Origin of the sequence: Streptomyces sp. NPDC006458, from assembly GCF_040612135.1 — a bacterium.
Taxonomy (GTDB): Bacteria; Actinomycetota; Actinomycetes; order Streptomycetales; family Streptomycetaceae; genus Streptomyces.
In genome coordinates this window covers 44,869-61,954 of the sequence record NZ_JBEXPR010000041.1, presented here as the reverse complement: position 1 = coordinate 61,954, position 17,086 = coordinate 44,869, and the positions used below count along the sequence as shown (strand labels likewise).

Annotated in this window: 15 protein-coding genes; 8 read left to right on the top strand and 7 right to left on the bottom strand. The window is 71.9% G+C overall.

Annotation, left to right across the window (positions count from 1 at the left end; genetic code table 11):
• From ABZZ79_RS35990 to ABZZ79_RS35975, 4 genes are all read left to right on the top strand, one after another.
• A partial coding sequence (locus ABZZ79_RS35990; protein WP_356696232.1) for a hypothetical protein occupies positions 1-141 on the top strand: 141 nt, incomplete at its 5' end.
• 55 nt (positions 142-196) lie between these two features.
• Positions 197-1,222: a DUF3824 domain-containing protein gene (locus ABZZ79_RS35985; RefSeq protein ID WP_356696226.1), complete on the top strand. Its 1,026-nt coding sequence runs from the start codon at positions 197-199 to the stop codon at positions 1,220-1,222.
• Positions 1,223-1,295: 73 nt separating this feature from the next.
• The gene (locus ABZZ79_RS35980) at positions 1,296-2,975 is read left to right on the top strand and encodes a LuxR C-terminal-related transcriptional regulator (protein ID WP_356696224.1); all 1,680 of its coding nucleotides are present in this window, start codon (positions 1,296-1,298) and stop codon (positions 2,973-2,975) included.
• 148 nt (positions 2,976-3,123) lie between these two features.
• Positions 3,124-4,500 (top strand): FAD-binding oxidoreductase, encoded by a 1,377-nt coding sequence (locus tag ABZZ79_RS35975; protein ID WP_356696222.1) that lies wholly within the window; start codon positions 3,124-3,126, stop codon positions 4,498-4,500.
• 70 nt (positions 4,501-4,570) lie between these two features.
• On the opposite strand, the gene pgl is transcribed toward ABZZ79_RS35975, so the two are convergent.
• Genes pgl through tkt form a run of 5 tightly spaced genes read right to left on the bottom strand, consistent with a single transcriptional unit; the run spans position 4,571 to position 11,317 of the window.
• Positions 4,571-5,353 (bottom strand): 6-phosphogluconolactonase, encoded by a 783-nt coding sequence (gene pgl / locus ABZZ79_RS35970; protein ID WP_356696220.1) that lies wholly within the window; start codon positions 5,351-5,353, stop codon positions 4,571-4,573.
• A complete protein-coding gene (gene opcA, locus ABZZ79_RS35965) occupies positions 5,350-6,534 on the bottom strand; it encodes a glucose-6-phosphate dehydrogenase assembly protein OpcA (protein WP_356696218.1) in 1,185 nt (394 codons plus the stop codon). The genes pgl and opcA overlap by 4 nt, the downstream gene beginning before the upstream one ends.
• Positions 6,531-8,054 carry a glucose-6-phosphate dehydrogenase gene (gene zwf, locus ABZZ79_RS35960; protein WP_356696216.1) on the bottom strand — a complete coding sequence of 508 codons (1,524 nt, stop codon included), beginning with the start codon at positions 8,052-8,054 and terminating at the stop codon, positions 6,531-6,533. Before zwf ends, opcA begins: the two co-directional genes overlap by 4 nt.
• A 4-nt stretch (positions 8,055-8,058) precedes the next feature.
• Positions 8,059-9,177: a transaldolase gene (gene tal / locus ABZZ79_RS35955; RefSeq protein WP_356696214.1), complete on the bottom strand. Its 1,119-nt coding sequence runs from the start codon at positions 9,175-9,177 to the stop codon at positions 8,059-8,061.
• Positions 9,178-9,211: 34 nt separating this feature from the next.
• Positions 9,212-11,317 carry a transketolase gene (tkt, locus tag ABZZ79_RS35950; RefSeq protein WP_356696212.1) on the bottom strand — a complete coding sequence of 702 codons (2,106 nt, stop codon included), beginning with the start codon at positions 11,315-11,317 and terminating at the stop codon, positions 9,212-9,214.
• Between the two features lie 411 nt (positions 11,318-11,728).
• Between tkt and ABZZ79_RS35945 the strand changes: the two genes are divergently transcribed.
• The 4 genes from ABZZ79_RS35945 (at position 11,729) to ABZZ79_RS35930 (ending at position 15,210) form a co-directional block, all read left to right on the top strand.
• Positions 11,729-12,679 carry a heme o synthase gene (locus ABZZ79_RS35945; protein ID WP_356696230.1) on the top strand — a complete coding sequence of 317 codons (951 nt, stop codon included), beginning with the start codon at positions 11,729-11,731 and terminating at the stop codon, positions 12,677-12,679.
• Between the two features lie 188 nt (positions 12,680-12,867).
• Positions 12,868-13,194 (top strand): hypothetical protein, encoded by a 327-nt coding sequence (locus tag ABZZ79_RS35940; RefSeq protein ID WP_356696210.1) that lies wholly within the window; start codon positions 12,868-12,870, stop codon positions 13,192-13,194.
• A 155-nt stretch (positions 13,195-13,349) separates the two neighbouring features.
• On the top strand, positions 13,350-14,456 hold the full coding sequence (locus tag ABZZ79_RS35935; RefSeq protein WP_356696208.1) for an amidohydrolase family protein: 1,107 nt from the start codon (positions 13,350-13,352) through the stop codon (positions 14,454-14,456).
• 16 nt (positions 14,457-14,472) lie between these two features.
• A complete protein-coding gene (locus ABZZ79_RS35930) occupies positions 14,473-15,210 on the top strand; it encodes a nucleotidyltransferase (RefSeq protein WP_356696206.1) in 738 nt (245 codons plus the stop codon).
• On the opposite strand, the gene ABZZ79_RS35925 is transcribed toward ABZZ79_RS35930, so the two are convergent.
• Entirely contained in the window at positions 15,165-16,187 is a 1,023-nt protein-coding gene (locus ABZZ79_RS35925; RefSeq protein WP_356696204.1) for a COX15/CtaA family protein, read from the bottom strand. The two genes, ABZZ79_RS35930 and ABZZ79_RS35925, sit on opposite strands and share 46 nt — an antisense overlap.
• Before the next feature lie 93 nt (positions 16,188-16,280).
• The gene (locus tag ABZZ79_RS35920) at positions 16,281-17,051 is read right to left on the bottom strand and encodes an ABC transporter permease (RefSeq protein ID WP_356696202.1); all 771 of its coding nucleotides are present in this window, start codon (positions 17,049-17,051) and stop codon (positions 16,281-16,283) included.
• Positions 17,052-17,086 lie beyond the last annotated feature (35 nt).

The window sequence follows — 17,086 nt, the reverse complement described above, 5'->3', positions numbered from 1 at the left end:
GACCAGTGGGGCGTCGAACTCGGCAAGGTCCTCGCCAAGCGCGTCGAACCCGCCCTGACCGAAGGCGCCCACGTGCCCGGCCTGGACGCCTCCACCAAGGCGCTCGTCGCGAAGTACCGGGAGTTGCGCGCCCGAGGCTGAACCCGGGCTAGACTCCTCCGGCGATCATGAACACGATCACTCGGGGGAGTGCAACTTGACAGTCCCGCAGCGGAGTTGGACCGGCGGCAGGCTGACCGGCAAAGCGTTCCTGAAGCCCCACAAGGTGGCATGGGTGATGTTCCATCCGGCCTGGATCCCCGACTCGGTGGATCCGTCGGTGGAGACGCTCAAGCGTGCCCGTGTCATCGCGGGGGCCGTCGCCGCCCTCGGCGTCTACACCTACGTCGAGGGCGGCTTCGCCTTCACCGAGGTGCTGGGCAACGCCATGGCCGCGTCCATGGTGCTGCTGTTCCTCACCCCGATCACCGCCGGTGTCATGCTCTGGGTGTGGCGGCGCTCCGGCGGGGGCACGGTGGCACAGCTGCGCGAGCCCCTGGTGAAGGCGCTCAAGCTGCTTCTGCTGTTCGTCGGGTCGGTGGTCGGCACCGTCCTGCTGTTCACCCTGTCGACGTCGCTGCCGACCGTCGTGCGGCTCCTGGTCACGCTCGTCGCCCTGTGGCTGGCCTTCTTCGTGCTGGCCGGCGCGATCCGGATCACCGGCAATTTCTTCGGCACCGCCGTCGTCCACCGCTGCCTGCCGCCGCTGCTCGCCTCGGTCACGTCCTGGCTGATGGCCCTGTTCGACCTGTTCTCGGGCGATCTGCACGGCCTCAGCCTCGCGATGGGCGTCCTGTTCATCCTCGGCGCGCCCGTCACGGTCACCGGCATCTCCCTGCTGGAGATGCGCCGCCTGCGCAGCCGCTACGGCATCCGCCTCGGAGCCCACCCCGCGACCCTGCCGCACATCCCGGGCCCGCCCCCGCCGATGCCGCCGACGGCCCCGCCGTACGTCCCGCAGCAGGGGAACCCGTACGGCAACCCCTACACCCCGCCGTACGGCCACCCGTACCCGCCGCAGCCCGGCTCCGGACACCCGCCGCAGCCCGCACCGGGGTACCCGCCCCAGCCCGCACCGGGGTACCCGCCCCACCAGGGCCACCCTTACGCGCCCCAGCCAGGAGCCCCGTACCCGCCGCACCCGCAGGGCGACCCGTACGGGCGGGGACCCTACGGCCCCTGAGGCACCCCGCCCCGCGCTGCCTATCCTGGAGGGAAGGGCACGGGCCGCTCGCGGACGCGAGAAGGGAGCCGGGGTGACCGAACAGACCACCGGCACCGAGACGGTTGCCTCGGAGGCCGTTCGCCGCGCACGGGACGCCGTCGCCAGGCAGGCGTGGGCCGAGGCCTACCGTCTGCTCAGCGGCAGCCCGGCCGCGCTCACCCCGGACGACTTCGCCGCCTGGGCGGACGCCGCCTGGTGGACCAGCCGGATCGAGGAGTCGATCGTCGCCCGCACGAAGGCGTACGCCGGATACGTGGCCACGCACAACGGGCGGCGGGCCGGGCACTGCGCCTGGATGCTCTTCTACGAGCACCAGCTGGCGGGACGAACGGCGCTGGCGGCCGGCTGGCTGCGCCGGGCACGGCGGCACCTGAGCACCGAGCCGGAGTGTGTCGAGCAGTGCTACCTGGTGTGGATGGAGGCCGAGGCGGCCGCCGCGCGCGGGGCGTTCGACGAGGCGTTGACCGTCGCGCGGCGCATGCAGGACATCGCGCGGCGCTGCGGCAGCCCGGACCTGCACGCGATGAGCCTCCAGACGCAGGCGGGCGTCCTGCTGGACCAGGGCCGGGTCGCCGAGGGCCTCGACCTGCTCGACGACGCGCTGTGCCCGGCCATGGCGGGCGAGCTGAGCGCCTTCTTCACCGGGTGGATCTACTGCCTGGGACTCCAGCGCTGTATGGCCTGTGCCGATCTGGAGCGGGCCGCCGAGTGGACCGACGCGGCCATGCGCTGGTGCGCGGCCATGCCGGCCGAGAACAACTTCCGGGGCCTGTGCCGGGTGCACCGCGTGGAGGTGCTGGAGCTGCGCGGACTGTGGCCACGGGCGCTGGAGGAGGCCGTAAGGACGTGCGAGGAACTGCTGCCGTACGAGCGTGGCGCGGCCGCCGAGGCGTTCTGCCTGATCGGGGACATCCAGCGGCGGCGCGGTGAGCCGGCCGCGGCCGAGACGGCGTACCGGCGGGCGCACGAGCTCGGCCGTGACCCGCAGCCCGGACTCGCCCTGCTGCGCCTCGCCCAGGGCCGGGCCGAGGCGTCGGTCACCGGACTGCGGCTCGCCCTCGCCGCCGAGGGCGACGGGGGAGACCGGCTCGCGCGTTGCCGGCTGCTGGCGGCCCAGGCCGAGATCTCGCTCGCCCTGGACCGGGTCGAGGAGGCCCGCACGGCCGCCCGGGAACTGGAGGCACTGGCCGCCGACTGGCGGCAGCGGCGCCGCTCGGCGACGACCCCGCTGGACGCCGCCGCCGCGTCCGCGAGCGGCGCGGTGGCCTTCGCCGAGCACGACGTCGAGCGGGCGCTGCCCCTGCTCAGACGGGCGCTGTCGCTGTGGCTGGCGCTGGACATGCCGTACGAGGAGGCCCAGGTCCGGATGACGCTCGCCGCGGCCCACCGCACGGCCGGGGACGACGAGGGCGCCCGGATGGAACTGCGGGCCGCGCGGGGCGTGTTCGACCGGCTCGGCGCGGTGCCGGACGCGCGGCGGGCGGCGGCGCTGCTCGCGGGCCTGGGCGCCCGCGAGCCCGGGGCGCTCACCGAGCGGGAGGTCGAGGTGCTGCGGCTGGTCGCCGCGGGCCGGACCAACCGGGTCATCGCCGCCGACCTGGTGATCAGCGAGCACACCGTCGCCCGCCATCTGAACAACATCTTCGCCAAGCTGGACGTGTCCTCACGGGCCGCGGCGACGGCGTACGCCTTCCGGCACGGCCTCGCCTGAAGGGGCTCCGGCCGGCCGTGGGCATGGGCTGTTTCGCCCATGCCCCGCCCCGGCGGGATGGGCCGTTCCGGCGATGAGAGGCGGCCAGGGGCGGGCGTACACCGAAGGGGTACACCGTTCCCCGACCCGCGACAGGCAGGTGGCCGTCATGACCGTCTCCCCACCGTCCCTGGACGACCAGCGACTGCGCGGCGCTCTGCGCGGGGACGTCGTCGAGCCCGGCGACCCCGACTACGACGAGGCCCGCAGGGTCTACAACGGCATGATCGACCGGCGGCCGGCGCTCGTCGTCCGGGCCGTCGACGCGGGCGACGCCGTCGCCACGGTCGACTTCGCCCGCGAGCGGGGCCTGCCGCTCGCGGTGCGCGGCGGCAGCCACAGCGTCGCCGGGTACGGGACCTGCGACGACGGGGTCGTCCTCGACCTCGGGCGGATGCGCGGCATCCGGGTCGACCCCGAAGAACGCACGGCCCGCGCGCAGGGCGGCTGCACCTGGGCCGACCTCAACCACGCCACGCACGCCTTCGGGCTGGCCACCACCGGCGGGGTCGTCTCCACGACCGGCATCGGCGGCCTCACCACGGGCGGCGGCATGGGCCATCTCGCCCGGCGCTGCGGACTGGCCTGCGACAACCTGCTCTCAGTCGACGTGGTGACCGCCGACGGGTCCTTCGTGACCTGCACCGAGGAGAGGAACGCCGACCTGCTGTGGGCGCTGCGCGGAGGGGGCGGGAACTTCGGCGTCGTCACCTCCTTCGCCTACCGGCTGCACCCGATCGCGGACATCCTCGGCGGGCCGACCTTCTTCCCGCTCGACGGCGAGGTGATCCGCCGCTACCGGGAGATGATCGGCGGCGCCGACGAACGGCTCGGCGCGCTGCTGGTCGTCGGGCTCGGTCCCCCGCTGCCGTTCCTGCCCGAGCGCTGGCACGGCCGGCCGCTGTGCGGTGTGGTCACCTGCTGGAGCGGGCCCGAGGACAGGGACGACGAGATCCGCGGACGGCTCGCCGGACTAGGTCCCGTCCTCGGACAACTGCTCGACCGGATGCCGTACCCGGCGATCAACACCCTGTTCGACGAGCTGCTGCCCGCGGGTCTCTTCCACTACTGGAAGGGCACCTTCAGCCGCGGCCTGCCGGACGGCGCCGTGGACGCGTACGTCGAGTACGGCGCCTCGACGCCCTCCATGGAGAGCGCGACGGTGGTGTTCCCGCTGGACGGCGCGGTGCAGCGGGTCGGCCCGCGCGACACCGCCTTCGCCTACCGGGACGTCGACTTCGCCACCGCCCTGTCGCCCACGCTCGCCACCCGGGACGACTGCGAGGCCCAGAAGGACTGGGTGCGGGCCTTCCACTCCGCGCTGCTGCCGCACTCCGCCGAGGGCGCGTACGTCAATTTCATGGACGGCGACGACCAGGACCGCGTACGGGCCAACTACCACGGCAACTACGACCGGTTGGTGGAGCTGAAGCGACGGTACGACCCCGGGAACCTGTTCCGGTTCAACCACAACATCACGCCCTGAACGGCATCACGCCCTGAACGCGAAGAAGGGCCCCGGGCGGATCACCCGGAGCCCTCCCTCGTACGTCACGTCACGGCGACGCGGGCGGGTACAGCGAGCGCGGCAACTGCGCGGCCGCCGCCGAGTCCAGCAGCCACAGCGTGCGCTGCCGGCCGCGGGCGCCGGCCGCCGGGGCCTGGATCTCCCCGGCGCCCGACAGCGCGATCGCCGCGGCCCGCGCCTTGTCCTCGCCGGCCGCCAGCAGCCACACCTCACGGGCCGCCCGGATCGCCGGGAGGGTGAGGGTGACCCGGGTGGGCGGCGGCTTGGGCGCGCCGTGCACGCCGACCACCGTGCGCTCGGTCTCCCGCACCGCGGGCAGCTCCGGGAACAGCGAGGCGACGTGCGTGTCCGGGCCGACGCCCAGCATGAGGACGTCGAAGGTGGGCACGTCGCCATGGTTCTCGGGGCCGGCCGCGCGGGCCAGCTCCTCGGCGTAGGCGGCGGCCGCCGCGTCCGCGTCGGCGCCGTACGGTCCGTCGGACGCGGGCATGGCGTGCACGCGCTTCGGGTCCAGCGGCACCGAGTCGAGCAGGGCCTCGCGGGCCTGGGTGACATTGCGCTCGGGGTCGCCCTCGGGCAGGAAGCGCTCGTCTCCCCACCACAGGTCCAGGCGGCCCCAGTCGACCGCGTCCCGGGCCGGGGCGGCGGCCAGGGCGGCGAGCAGGCCGTTGCCGTTGCGGCCGCCCGTGAGCACGACGGACGCGGAGCCGCGGGAGGCCTGCGCGTCGACGATCTTCGTGATCAGCCGGGCCGCGGCGGCCTGAGCCATCAGTTCCTTGTCGCGGTGCACGACGAGTTGGGGAGTACTCACTGCGCCGCCGCCTTCTTCCCCGGGGCCTTGCGAGCGGTCTTCTTCGCGAGTGCGCCCCCGGCCGGAGCCGACTGCGCCGCGGCGGCGGCCGCGACCGGCTCCCCGGCGTCGACCGGTTCCCCGGCGTCGACCGGTTCCCCGGCATCGACCGGCTCCCCGGCGTCGACCGGTTCCCCGGCGTCGACCGGTTCCCCGGCATCGACCGGCTCCCCGGCTTCGGAGGACTGCCCGGCGTCGGCCGGTTCAGCGGTCCGAGGCGCGGTCAGCCGCTCCACCCCGTACCGCAGCGCGGAAGCGTAGGTGTCGTCCGGGTCCAGGCGCCGCAGCTCCTCCGCGATCAGGTCGGCCGTCTCGCGGCGCTTGAGCGCCACCGCGCGGTCCGGCTGACCTTGGATGGACAGGGTCGCCAGCGTGCCGTCGGCGCGGTCGAGGACGATCGGGCCGCAGTCGGTGTCCATACGGACCCCGGTGAGCCCGGGGCCGCCGGACACCGAGCGCCGCACCGGCACGTCCAGCCGGTCGGCGAGCCACATCGCCAGCAGCTCGCAGCTCGGGTTGAACTCCTCGCCCTCGACCTCGACGGCCCGCACCTCGCAGGTCACCTGGTCCAGGGCCGCCGCCAGCATGGAACGCCAGGGCGTGATCCGGGTCCACGCCAGGTCGGTGTCCCCGGGGGTGTAGGTCCCGGCGCGGGCGGTGAGGCCCTGCACCGGCTGCTCGGCGGCGTAGCTGTCGGTCACCCGGCGCTGGGCGAGCGCGCCCAGCGGGTCCCCGGCCGGGTCGAGGGGCGCGTTCACCGGCCACCAGACGACCACGGGGGCGTCCGGCAGCAGCAGCGGCAGCACGACCGACTGGGCGTGGTCGACCACCTCGCCGTACAGCCGCAGCACGACCGTCTCGCCGGTGACCGCCGCGGCGCCCACCCGGACCTCGGCGTCGAGCCGGGACTGCGTGCGGTCGCGTGAGGTGCGGGCGTGCCGCTTGATGACGACCAGGGTGCGCGAGGGGTGCTCGCGCGAGGCGTCGTCGGCGGCCCGCAGGGCGTCGTAGGCGTTCTCCTCGTCGGTGACGATGACGAGGGTGAGGACCATGCCCACGGCCGGGGTGCCGATGGCGCGACGGCCCTCCACCAGTGCCTTGTTGATCTTGCTGGCCGTGGTGTCGGTGAGGTCTATGTTCATGGCCGGCGCCAGCTCCGTCCGTCTCGTTCGAGCATCTCGTCCGCCTCGACGGGGCCCCAGGTACCGGCCGGGTACTGCGCGGGCTTGCCGTGCTCGTCCCAGTACCGCTCGATCGGGTCGAGGATCCTCCAGGACAGCTCGACCTCCTCCGTGCGCGGGAAGAGGTTGGAGTCGCCGAGCAGGACGTCGAGGATGAGCCGCTCGTAGGCCTCCGGGCTGGACTCCGTGAAGGACTCGCCGTACGCGAAGTCCATGGAGACGTCCCGGATCTCCATCGAGGTGCCCGGCACCTTGGAGCCGAAGCGGACGGTGACGCCCTCGTCGGGCTGGACGCGGATGACGATCGCGTTCTGGCCCAGCTCCTCCGTGGCCGTCGTGTCGAAGGGGGAGTGGGGTGCGCGCTGGAAGACGACCGCGATCTCCGTCACCCGGCGGCCGAGCCGCTTGCCGGTGCGCAGATAGAAGGGGACGCCCGCCCAGCGGCGGTTGTCGATGCACAGCTTGATCGCGGCGTAGGTGTCGGTCTTGGAGCCGGGGTCGATCCCCTCCTCCTCCAGATAGCCGACGGCCTTCTCGCCGCCCTGCCAGCCCGCCGAGTACTGGGCGCGCACGGTGTCCCGGCCCAGGTCCCTGGGCAGCTTCACCGCGCCGAGCACCTTGGTCTTCTCGGCGGCCAGCGCGTCCGCGTCGAAGGAGGCGGGCTCCTCCATCGCGGTCAGGGCCAGCAGCTGGAGCAGGTGGTTCTGGATGACGTCACGGGCGGCGCCGATGCCGTCGTAGTAGCCGGCGCGGCCGCCGATGCCGATGTCCTCGGCCATCGTGACCTGCACATGATCCACGAAGGACCGGTTCCAGATCGGCTCGAACATCGTGTTGGCGAAGCGCAGCGCCAGGATGTTCTGGACGGTCTCCTTGCCCAGGTAGTGGTCGATGCGGAAGACCTGGTCCGGGGCGAAGACCTCGTGCACGACCTTGTTGAGCTCCTCGGCGGACGCCAGGTCGTGACCGAAGGGCTTCTCGATGACCGCGCGGCGCCAGGAGCCGCCGGTCTGGTCGGCCAGGCCGTGCTTCTTCAGCTGCTGGATGACCACGGGGAAGGAGCGGGGCGGGACGGACAGGTAGAAGGCGAAGTTGCCGCCGGTCCCCTGGGCCTTGTCCAGCTCCTCGATGGTGGCGCGCAGCTTCTCGAAGGCATCGTCGTCGTCGAAGGTGCCCTGTACGAAGCGCATGCCCTGGATGAGCTGCTGCCAGACCTCCTCGCGGAAGGGGGTGCGGGCGTGCTCCTTGACGGCGTCGTGGACCTCCTGTGCGAAGTCCTCGTGCTGCCATTCGCGGCGGGCGAAGCCCACCAGCGAGAAGCCCGGCGGCAGCAGACCCCGGTTCGCGAGGTCGTACACGGCGGGCATCAGCTTTTTGCGTGACAAATCGCCTGTGACGCCGAAGATGACCAGGCCCGACGGCCCCGCGATACGCGGGAGCCGTCGGTCGGCGGGGTCACGCAGCGGGTTGCTGCTTGACAAGTGATCAGCCCTCCGAAGGGGCGAGGCGCTTCAGTTCCGCCTCGGTCGAGGTCAGCAGATCGTTCCAGGACGCCTCGAACTTCTCGACGCCCTCGTCCTCCAGGAGCTGGACCACGTCGTCGTACGAGATCCCGAGCTTCTCGACGGCGTCGAGGTCGGCACGGGCCTGCTCGTACGTACCGGTGACGGCGTCACCGGTGATCGAGCCGTGGTCCTCGGTGGCCACCAGGGTGGCCTCCGGCATGGTGTTCACCGTGTTCGGCGCCACCAGGTCGTCGACGTACAGGGTGTCCTTGTACGCCGGGTCCTTCACTCCCGTGGAGGCCCACAGCGGACGCTGCTTGTTGGCGCCCGTGTTCTCCAGCTTGCTCCAGCGGTCCGAGGAGAAGACCTCCTCGTACGCCTGGTAGGCCAGACGCGCGTTGGCGACGGCGGCCTTGCCGCGTGCCGCCTTGGCCTCGTCGGTGCCCAGCGCGTCGATGCGCTTGTCGATCTCGGTGTCCACGCGGGACACGAAGAAGGACGCCACGGAGTGGATGAGGGAGAGGTCCAGGCCCTTCTCCCGCGCCTTCTCCAGGCCCGCGAGATAGGCGTCCATGACCTCGCGGTAGCGCTCCAGCGAGAAGATCAGCGTCACGTTGACGCTGATGCCGTTGCCGATCACCTCGGTGATGGCCGGCAGACCCGCCTTGGTGGCCGGGATCTTGATCAGGGTGTTGGGCCGGTCGACCAGCCAGGCCAGCTGCTTGGCCTCGGCGACGGTCGCCCCGGTGTTGTGGGCCAGGCGCGGGTCGACCTCGATGGAGACCCGGCCGTCCTGGCCGTCGGTGGCGTCGTAGACCGGGCGCAGGATGTCGGCCGCGTCCCGGACGTCCGCCGTGGTGATCATGCGGACGGCCTCGTCCACGGTCACCTTGCGGGCGGCGAGGTCCGCGAGCTGCTGCTCGTAGCCGTCACCCGACGAGATGGCCTTCTGGAAGATCGTCGGGTTGGTGGTGACGCCCACGACGTAGCTCTGGTCGATCAGTTCGGCGAGGTTGCCGGACGTGATCCTCTTGCGGGACAGGTCGTCCAGCCAGATCGCGACGCCTTCCTCGGAGAGGCGCTTGAGTGCGTCTGTCATGGAAATTGCATCTCCTACGTGTCGTATGTGAGCGTCAGCGCTGGGCTGCGGCGATCCCAGTAGTTGAACCAAGCACAGTCCGCGCGACGGCGGCCACGTTCTCCGCAGTGAAGCCGTACTCGCGGAAGAGCACCTTGCCGTCCGCCGAAGCGCCGAAGTGCTCCAGGGAAACGATGCGGCCCGCGTCACCCACGTACTTGTGCCAGGTAAGACCGATACCGGCCTCGACCGCCACGCGCGCCTTGACGGACGGCGGCAGGACGCTGTCCCGGTACCCCTGGTCCTGCTCCTCGAACCACTCCACGCACGGCATGGACACGACCCGCGTGGGCACGCCGTCGGCCTCCAGCTGCTCGCGCGCCTCGACGGCGACGTGCACCTCGGAGCCGGTGGCGATCAGGATCACCTCGGGCGAGCCGTTCGACGCCTCGAACAGGACGTAGCCGCCGCGCGCGGCGTCGTCGTTCGACTCGTAGACCGGCACACCCTGGCGGGTGAGGGCGAGACCGTGCGGCTGACCCTTGCCGAACACCTTGGTGTAGCGCTTGAGGATCTCGCGCCAGGCGATCGCGGTCTCGTTGGCGTCCGCCGGGCGGACCACGTTCAGACCGGGGATCGCGCGCAGCGAGGCCAGGTGCTCGACGGGCTGGTGCGTCGGGCCGTCCTCGCCGAGACCGATGGAGTCGTGCGTCCACACGTACGTCACCGGCAGGTGCATCAGCGCCGACAGCCGCACCGCGTTGCGCATGTAGTCGGAGAACACCAGGAAGGTGCCGCCGTAGATGCGCGTGTTGCCGTGCAGGGCGATGCCGTTCATCTCCGCGGCCATGGAGTGCTCACGGATACCGAAGTGGACCGTACGGCCGTACGGGTTCGCCTCGGACAGCGGGTTGCCCTCGGGCAGGAACGACGACGTCTTGTCGATCGTGGTGTTGTTGGAGCCGGCCAGGTCGGCCGAGCCGCCCCACAGCTCCGGGACGACCGCGCCGAGCGCCTGGAGGACCTTGCCCGAGGCGGCACGGGTGGCGACACCCTTGCCGGGCTCGAAGACCGGGAGCTTGTCCTCCCAGCCCTTGGGCAGCTCGCCCGCGGCGATCCGGTCGAACTCGGCGGCGCGCTCCGGGTTGCCGTCGCGCCACTCCTGGAACGACTTCTCCCACTCCGCCTTGAACTGGCGGCCGCGCTCCAGGGCCTCACGGGTGTGACCGATGACCTCGTCGGAGACCTCGAAGGACTGCTCCGGGTCGAAGCCGAGGACACGCTTGGTGGCCGCGACCTCGTCGTCGCCGAGCGCCGAGCCGTGCGCGGCCTCGGTGTTCTGCGCGTTCGGGGCCGGCCAGGCGATGATCGAGCGCATCGCGATGAAGGAGGGCTTGTCGGTGACCGCCTTGGCCTTCTCGATCGCCTCGAAGATCGCCTTCGGGTCCAGGTCGCCGTTCGCCTGCGGCTCCACGCGCTGGACGTGCCAGCCGTAGGCCTCGTAGCGCAGAGTCGTGTCCTCGGAGACGGCCGTCTCGGTGTCGCCCTCGATCGAGATGTGGTTGTCGTCCCACAGCAGGACCAGGTTGCCGAGCTTCTGGTGGCCGGCCAGCGAGGACGCCTCGGCGGAGATGCCCTCCTGGAGGCAGCCGTCACCGGCGATGACGTACACGAAGTGGTCGAACGGGGACTCGCCGGCCGGGGCCTCGGGGTCGAACAGACCGCGCTCGTAGCGGGCGGCCATCGCCATGCCCACGGCGTTGGCGACACCCTGGCCCAGCGGGCCGGTGGTCGTCTCCACGCCCACGGTGTGGCCGTACTCGGGGTGACCCGGCGTCTTGGAGCCCCAGGTGCGGAACGCCTTCAGGTCGTCCAGCTCCAGGCCGAACCCTGCCAGGTACAGCTGGGTGTAGAGGGTCAGGGACGAGTGACCGGCGGACAGGACGAAGCGGTCGCGGGCGACCCAGTCCGCGTCGGCGGGGTCGTGCCGCATCACCTTCTGGAAGAGGGTGTAGGCGGCAGGCGCCAGGCTCATCGCCGTACCGGGATGGCCGTTGCCGACCTTCTGTACGGCATCGGCGGCCAGGACGCGAGCGGTGTCGACGGCCCGCTGGTCCAATTCGGTCCACGCGAAGTCTGTGGTGGTCGGCTTGGTGCTCACCCTGAGTCAGGGCTCCTCTCCACATGTCGGTAGCCGGTGGTCCGGGCGCTCGTCCACCGGCCTCCGGTGCGCTCGACGCGCACCGGCCGATGGTGAGCCTACCCCCGTAAGTACGTGCGTTTTTTCCGCTCATTCCAGAGTGACGGGACTCTCGGAGATCCGCCTCCCGACTGGGCTGCAGCGCTTTCGGCAAGTGAATACGGCGCCGCTCATCTGACAGCTCGATCGAGCTCGGGCGTGCCCTCCGGAGGGGCATGCGATCGCACCCGCGTATGTGCCTTCGACCACGCCTGCCAACACGACCCCACCCCCGCGAATGTCCGGGTCTGGGCAACGTCTACAGTGGCGTGGTACGCGCGAGCTTTACCGGGACTTCACACGGCCAGGCTCGCTGGGATGTCTCTGTCAGGGGTGTGCGTGACGGCCGTTGAATCCCGTCCAGCGGGGATCGGGACGAGCCAGATCCCGAGCCACCGGCCGTTGGGGGCCCGTGTCAAGGGCTTCGTGGCGTTGACCAAGCCGCGGATCATCGAGCTGCTGCTCATCACCACCGTTCCGGTGATGTTCCTCGCCGAGCAGGGCGTGCCCGATCTGCGCCTGGTGCTGCTGACCTGCGTCGGCGGCTACCTCTCCGCGGGTGGCGCCAACGCGCTGAACATGTACATCGACCGTGACATCGACGCGCTGATGGACCGCACCTCGCAGCGGCCGCTGGTGACCGGCATGGTCGGCCCGCGCGAGTGCCTGGCCTTCGGCATCGCCCTCGCGGTGGTCTCCACCCTGCTGTTCGGCCTCACCGTCAACTGGCTGAGCGCCTGGCTCTCGCTCGGCGCGCTGCTGTTCTACGTCGTGATCTACACGATGATCCTCAAGAGGCGTACGTCACAGAACATCGTGTGGGGCGGCATCGCGGGCTGTATGCCCGTACTCATCGGCTGGACGGCCGTGAAGGACTCCCTGTCCTGGGCCCCGGTCATCCTCTTCCTGGTGATCTTCTTCTGGACACCGCCGCACTACTGGCCGCTGTCCATGAAGGTCAAGGAGGACTACGCGCGCGTGGGCGTGCCCATGCTGCCGGTCATCGCCTCCAACAAGGTCGTCGCCCGGCAGATCGTGATCTACAGCTGGGTCATGGTCGCCGTCTCCCTGCTGCTCACCCCGCTCGGCTACACCGGCTGGTTCTACACCGCGGTCGCGCTGGCCGCGGGCGGCTGGTGGCTGTGGGAGGCGCACTCCCTGCAGAACCGGGCCAGGGCCGAGGTCACGGGCGGCAAGCTCAAGGAGATGCGACTGTTCCACTGGTCCATCACCTATGTCTCGCTGCTGTTCGTCGCGGTCGCGGTGGACCCCTTCCTGCGCTGAGTCCCCTTCCTGCGCTGAGTCCCCTTTCTGCGCTGAGTCCCCTTCCCGCGCTCAGTCCCGGTGCCGAGTCCCCGCGCCAACTGGCCGTGCTTCCCGCGCCCGGTGGCCGTGCCGAGCTCCCGCGCTGAGGCAAGCGTCACGCGGCGGGGCCGTCGCCTCACGATCTACGCCTCGGTAGCATCCTGACCATGGCAGACACGGACACGCAGCAGGTTGACCCGAAGGCCGAGCGCAAGGCCGCCCGGCTCGCCAAGCAGATCAGCGCCTTCGCCAAGGCCCACGGCGGTGCCGAGGGCCAGGTCGCCTACATCGGCGAGCGCGGTGCCCGGATCGCCCTCGTGGGCGAGGACGGCAACTGGGGCAACCTCGTCGCCCCGACCCTGGAGATCGCCCAGCAGGCCGTCACCAAGGCCGGCATCACCGTGCACGAGGACTTCGACGGGGAGTTCGCGGCGAAGGTGCAGACCGGCCGCTACGAGTGGAAGCGCATGGCGGGCATCCAGATCGGCGGCTGAGCCGCCCCCTGAGGGAGCGCGGGAAACCGCGCGAGGGGCGGCCGACGACCCGCGCTCACGGGACGATCCGAGCCATCCCGCCCAGGAGGCGCCACCTCATCACCCTGCCACCCGTTAGGACGTGCAGAACCACGTCCGCCCACGGGAGGCCCGGGATGATCGACACGCCGTCCCTCGTGGACCAGTACTGCCACGGCGTACTGAGAACAGAGCTGGGCCTCGGCACCTTCGAGGCTCAGCTGTCCCGTACCGAGGGCCCACCCGCCCCCGGCACCACCCTCTTCGACACCCAGACCGGCTTCGCCGTGCGCCGCTGGTGCCCGCCGCTGCTCGGTCTGGAACCCCACTGCCACCCGGCCCGCTATCTCGCCAGACGCCGCGAACTCGGCGTCCTGGAGGCCGGCCGCAGGCTTCTGCGCGGCAGCGGCATCACGACCTATCTGATGGACACCGGCCTGCCGGGCGACCTGACCGGCCCCGCCGAGATGGCCACGGCAGCAGACGCCGAGGCCCGTGAGATCGTCCGGCTGGAACTGCTCGCGGAGCAGGTCGCCGACACCTCCGGCACCGTCGAGTCCTTCCTCGCCAACCTCGCCGAGTCGGTGCACGGCGCCGCCGCGCACGCCGTGGCCTTCACCTCCGTCGCGGGCGTACGGCACGGCCTCGCGCTCGCCCCGGAGCCGCCGGGCCCCGGCGAGGTGCGCAGCGCGGCCGGCCGCTGGCTGGGCGCCCGCAGGGTCGGCGGCGAGGTCAGCGACCCGGTCCTGCTGCGGCACCTGCTGTGGATCGCCGTGGCCTCGGGGCGCCCGCTCCAACTGCACGCGGGGCTCGGGGAACCGGGCCGGCGCATCGACCGCACCGACCCGGTCCTGCTGACGGACTTCGTGCGGGCGACGGCGGGCCTCGGCACGGACCTCGTCCTGCTGCACGGCTACCCGTACCACCGCCACGCCGCCCACCTCGCCGGGATCTTCCCGCACGTGTACGCCGACTCGGGCGCGGCCCTGGCCCGCACGGGCGCCCGCGCCGCCACGGTCCTGGCCGAGATCCTGGAACTGGCTCCCTTCGGCAAAGTCCTCTTCTCCAGCGGCGCACACGGACTGCCCGAACTGCACGTCATCGGCGCCCGTCTGTTCCGCGAGGCCCTCGGCCGGGTGCTGGGCGCCTGGGTCGACGAGGACGCCTGGTCCCTGGGCGACGCCCAACGGGTGGCGGGCCTGCTCGCGGCGGGCAACGCGCGCCGGGTGTACGGGCTGGAGTGAGGTGTACAACGGGCGGATGGAGACCGAGACGTTACTCGCCCGCTTCGTCCGTGAACTGGCGGCGGTGGACCCCGTCGCCGTCTGGGCCCACGGCTCCCTCGCCGGGGGCGACTACCAGGAGGGCCGCAGCGACCTCGACCTGATCGCGATGCTGCCGGGGCCGGTGACCTGGGGCGTCGCCTGGCGGATCGCCGCGCTGCACGCCCGCACGCGCCGGGAGCCGCTCGCGCCGAAACTGCACTGCACCTACCTGACGCCGGACACCGCAGAGGACCCCGCCCGGCGCCATCTGACCTGGGCGCACGAGCAGTTGTTCAGGCGCCCGGTCACCCCCGTGACCCGCGCCGAGCTGCACGCCTTCGGGCGGGTGCTGCACGGGAAGGCTCCCGTCGGGCTGCTGCCGCCCGTGGCGGACGGGCAGCTCCGGGAGTTCGTCGTGCGCGAGCAGCGGGACTACTGGCGGCCGGCGGTCGGCAGACCCCGGCTGTGGGCCGAGGACATCTGGGTCGACCTGGGGCTGCTCACCTTCGCCCGGGCGAGCGCGACCGTGCGCGACGGGCGGCTGATCTCCAAGCGCGAGGCACTGGAGCTGCTGCCCGGACTCGGTGCGCCCGTCGAGGTCGTCGAGGACATCCGCGGCCGCCGCTACGACGATCCCCCGCCGGTCACCCCTCGGTGGCGGGTCCGGCGGGCCGGGCTCGTCCGGGACTACCTGGGGCCGGCGATCGACGCGCTGGTCGCCTCGTACGGCTGAAGCGGCAGGTCGGCGGCCGTGGCCTCGGGGCGCTCGCGCAGTGCCAGCAGCACGCGCAGGGCGGCGATCCACACCAGGCAGGAGCCGAACATATGGGCGCCGACCAGGACCTCGGGCAGCTCGGTGAAGAACTGGACGTAGCCGATGGCGCCCTGCGCGAGCAGCACCAGGAACAGCTCACGTGTGCGGGCCAGCGGGCCCTGCGGGGCGTCGACGGCCTTGAGCACGAACCACAGCGCGAAGGTCAGCGTCACCACGATCCATGCCAGGACGGCGTGCAGCTTGCTGACGTCCTCCCAGTTCAGCGGCATGCGCTCGACCTCGCTGGAGTCGCCAGCGTGCGGACCGGCGCCGGTGACGACCGTGCCGACCGCGATCAGCAGGACGGTGGCGGCGACGAGCGCCCACACCAGCTGCTGCACGGACCCGCCGACCAGCGGCCGGGGCGCCTCGTCGCCCTCGCGGGTGCGCTGCCACATCACCGTGGCCACCGCGATCAGGGCGCTGGAGAGCAGGAAGTGGGCCGCGACCGTGTACGGGTTGAGGCCGACGAGCACGACGACGCCGCCGAGGACGGCGTTGCTCATCACGACCCAGAACTGCGCCCAGCCCAGGCGGGTGAGGCTGCGCCGGTACGGCTTCTGCGAGCGCGCGGCGATGATCGCCCAGCCGACCGCGGCGCACAGGACGTACGTCAGCATGCGGTTGCCGAACTCGATCGCACCGTGCACGCCCATCGCGCTGGTGGTGGTCAGTGAGTCGTCGGTGCACTTGGGCCAGGTCGGGCAGCCGAGGCCCGAGCCGCTGAGGCGGACGGCGCCGCCGGTCACGACGATGACGACCGCCATCACGAGTGCGGCGAGAGCCGCCCGCTGGACCGTCCGGGGGGCGGGCGTCCAGCGTGCGGCGATGAAGGCGAGCGGGTTGCGCACGGCGGCTGCGGCGTCGGCGCGGGTCAGGTTCGGCACGCGGTCCATCGTAGAAGGCCGCTTGTGCACGCTTTCACGAGGGTCGCCCTCGCGTCCTTCGCCGCTGTCGCCTTCGTCCCTGTTCGCGAGGTCGTCCACGGCTCACTCCCAGCGGAAGAACTTCCCCGCCGCGGTCAGCCCCACGACCGCCCACACGGCGAGAATCCCCAGGTCGCCCCACGGCATCCCGGCCCCGTTCCGGAGCACGTCCCGCAGGCCGTCGGACAGCGCGGAGATCGGCAGCAGGGCGAGGACGTCCTGGACGCCGGCGGGGAACTTGTCCAGCGGCACGATGACCCCGCCGCCGACCAGGAGCAGCAGGAACACCAGGTTGGCGGCGGCCAGGGTGGCCTCCGCCTTGAGCGTGCCCGCCATCAGCAGGCCGAGCCCGGAGAAGGCGGCCGTGCCGAGGACCAGCAGCAGGAACACGGCGAGCGGGTTGCCCTGCGGGTTCCAGCCCAGGGCGAGCGCGATCACCGTCACCAGGAGGACCTGGAGGACCTCGGTGACCAGCACGGACGCCGTCTTCGCGGTCATCAGGCCCCAGCGCGGCAGCGGTGAGGCGGCGAGCCGCTTGAGCACGCCGTAGCGGCGCTCGAAGCCGGTGGCGATGGCCTGGCCGGTGAACGCGGTCGACATCACGGCGAGCGCCAGGATTCCGGGTGTGAGGAAGTCCACCGCCTCGCCGTCGCCGGTGTCGACGATGTCCACCGAGCTGAACAGCACCAGCAGCAGCGTCGGGATCACGGCCGTCAGCAGCAGTTGCTCACCGTTGCGCAGCAGCATCTTCGTCTCCAGGACCGCCTGTGCCGCGATCATGCGGGACAGCGGGGCGGCGCCGGGACGGGGGGAGTAGGTGCCGGTGGCGGTCACGGTCGAAGCTCCTTGCAGAGGCCGGTGCGAGCGGG

What these genes read in the sequence shown, in the direction of transcription:
- ABZZ79_RS35975 (WP_356696222.1), top strand. Translation starts at nt 3,124, where the DNA reads ATGACCGTCTCCCCACCGTCCCTGGACGACCAGCGACTGCGCGGCGCT.
- opcA (WP_356696218.1), bottom strand. Translation starts at nt 6,534, where the DNA reads ATGAACATAGACCTCACCGACACCACGGCCAGCAAGATCAACAAGGCA.
- tal (WP_356696214.1), bottom strand. Translation starts at nt 9,177, where the DNA reads ATGACAGACGCACTCAAGCGCCTCTCCGAGGAAGGCGTCGCGATCTGG.
- ABZZ79_RS35940 (WP_356696210.1), top strand. Translation starts at nt 12,868, where the DNA reads ATGGCAGACACGGACACGCAGCAGGTTGACCCGAAGGCCGAGCGCAAG.
- ABZZ79_RS35935 (WP_356696208.1), top strand. Translation starts at nt 13,350, where the DNA reads ATGATCGACACGCCGTCCCTCGTGGACCAGTACTGCCACGGCGTACTG.
- ABZZ79_RS35930 (WP_356696206.1), top strand. Translation starts at nt 14,473, where the DNA reads ATGGAGACCGAGACGTTACTCGCCCGCTTCGTCCGTGAACTGGCGGCG.
- ABZZ79_RS35925 (WP_356696204.1), bottom strand. Translation starts at nt 16,187, where the DNA reads ATGGACCGCGTGCCGAACCTGACCCGCGCCGACGCCGCAGCCGCCGTG.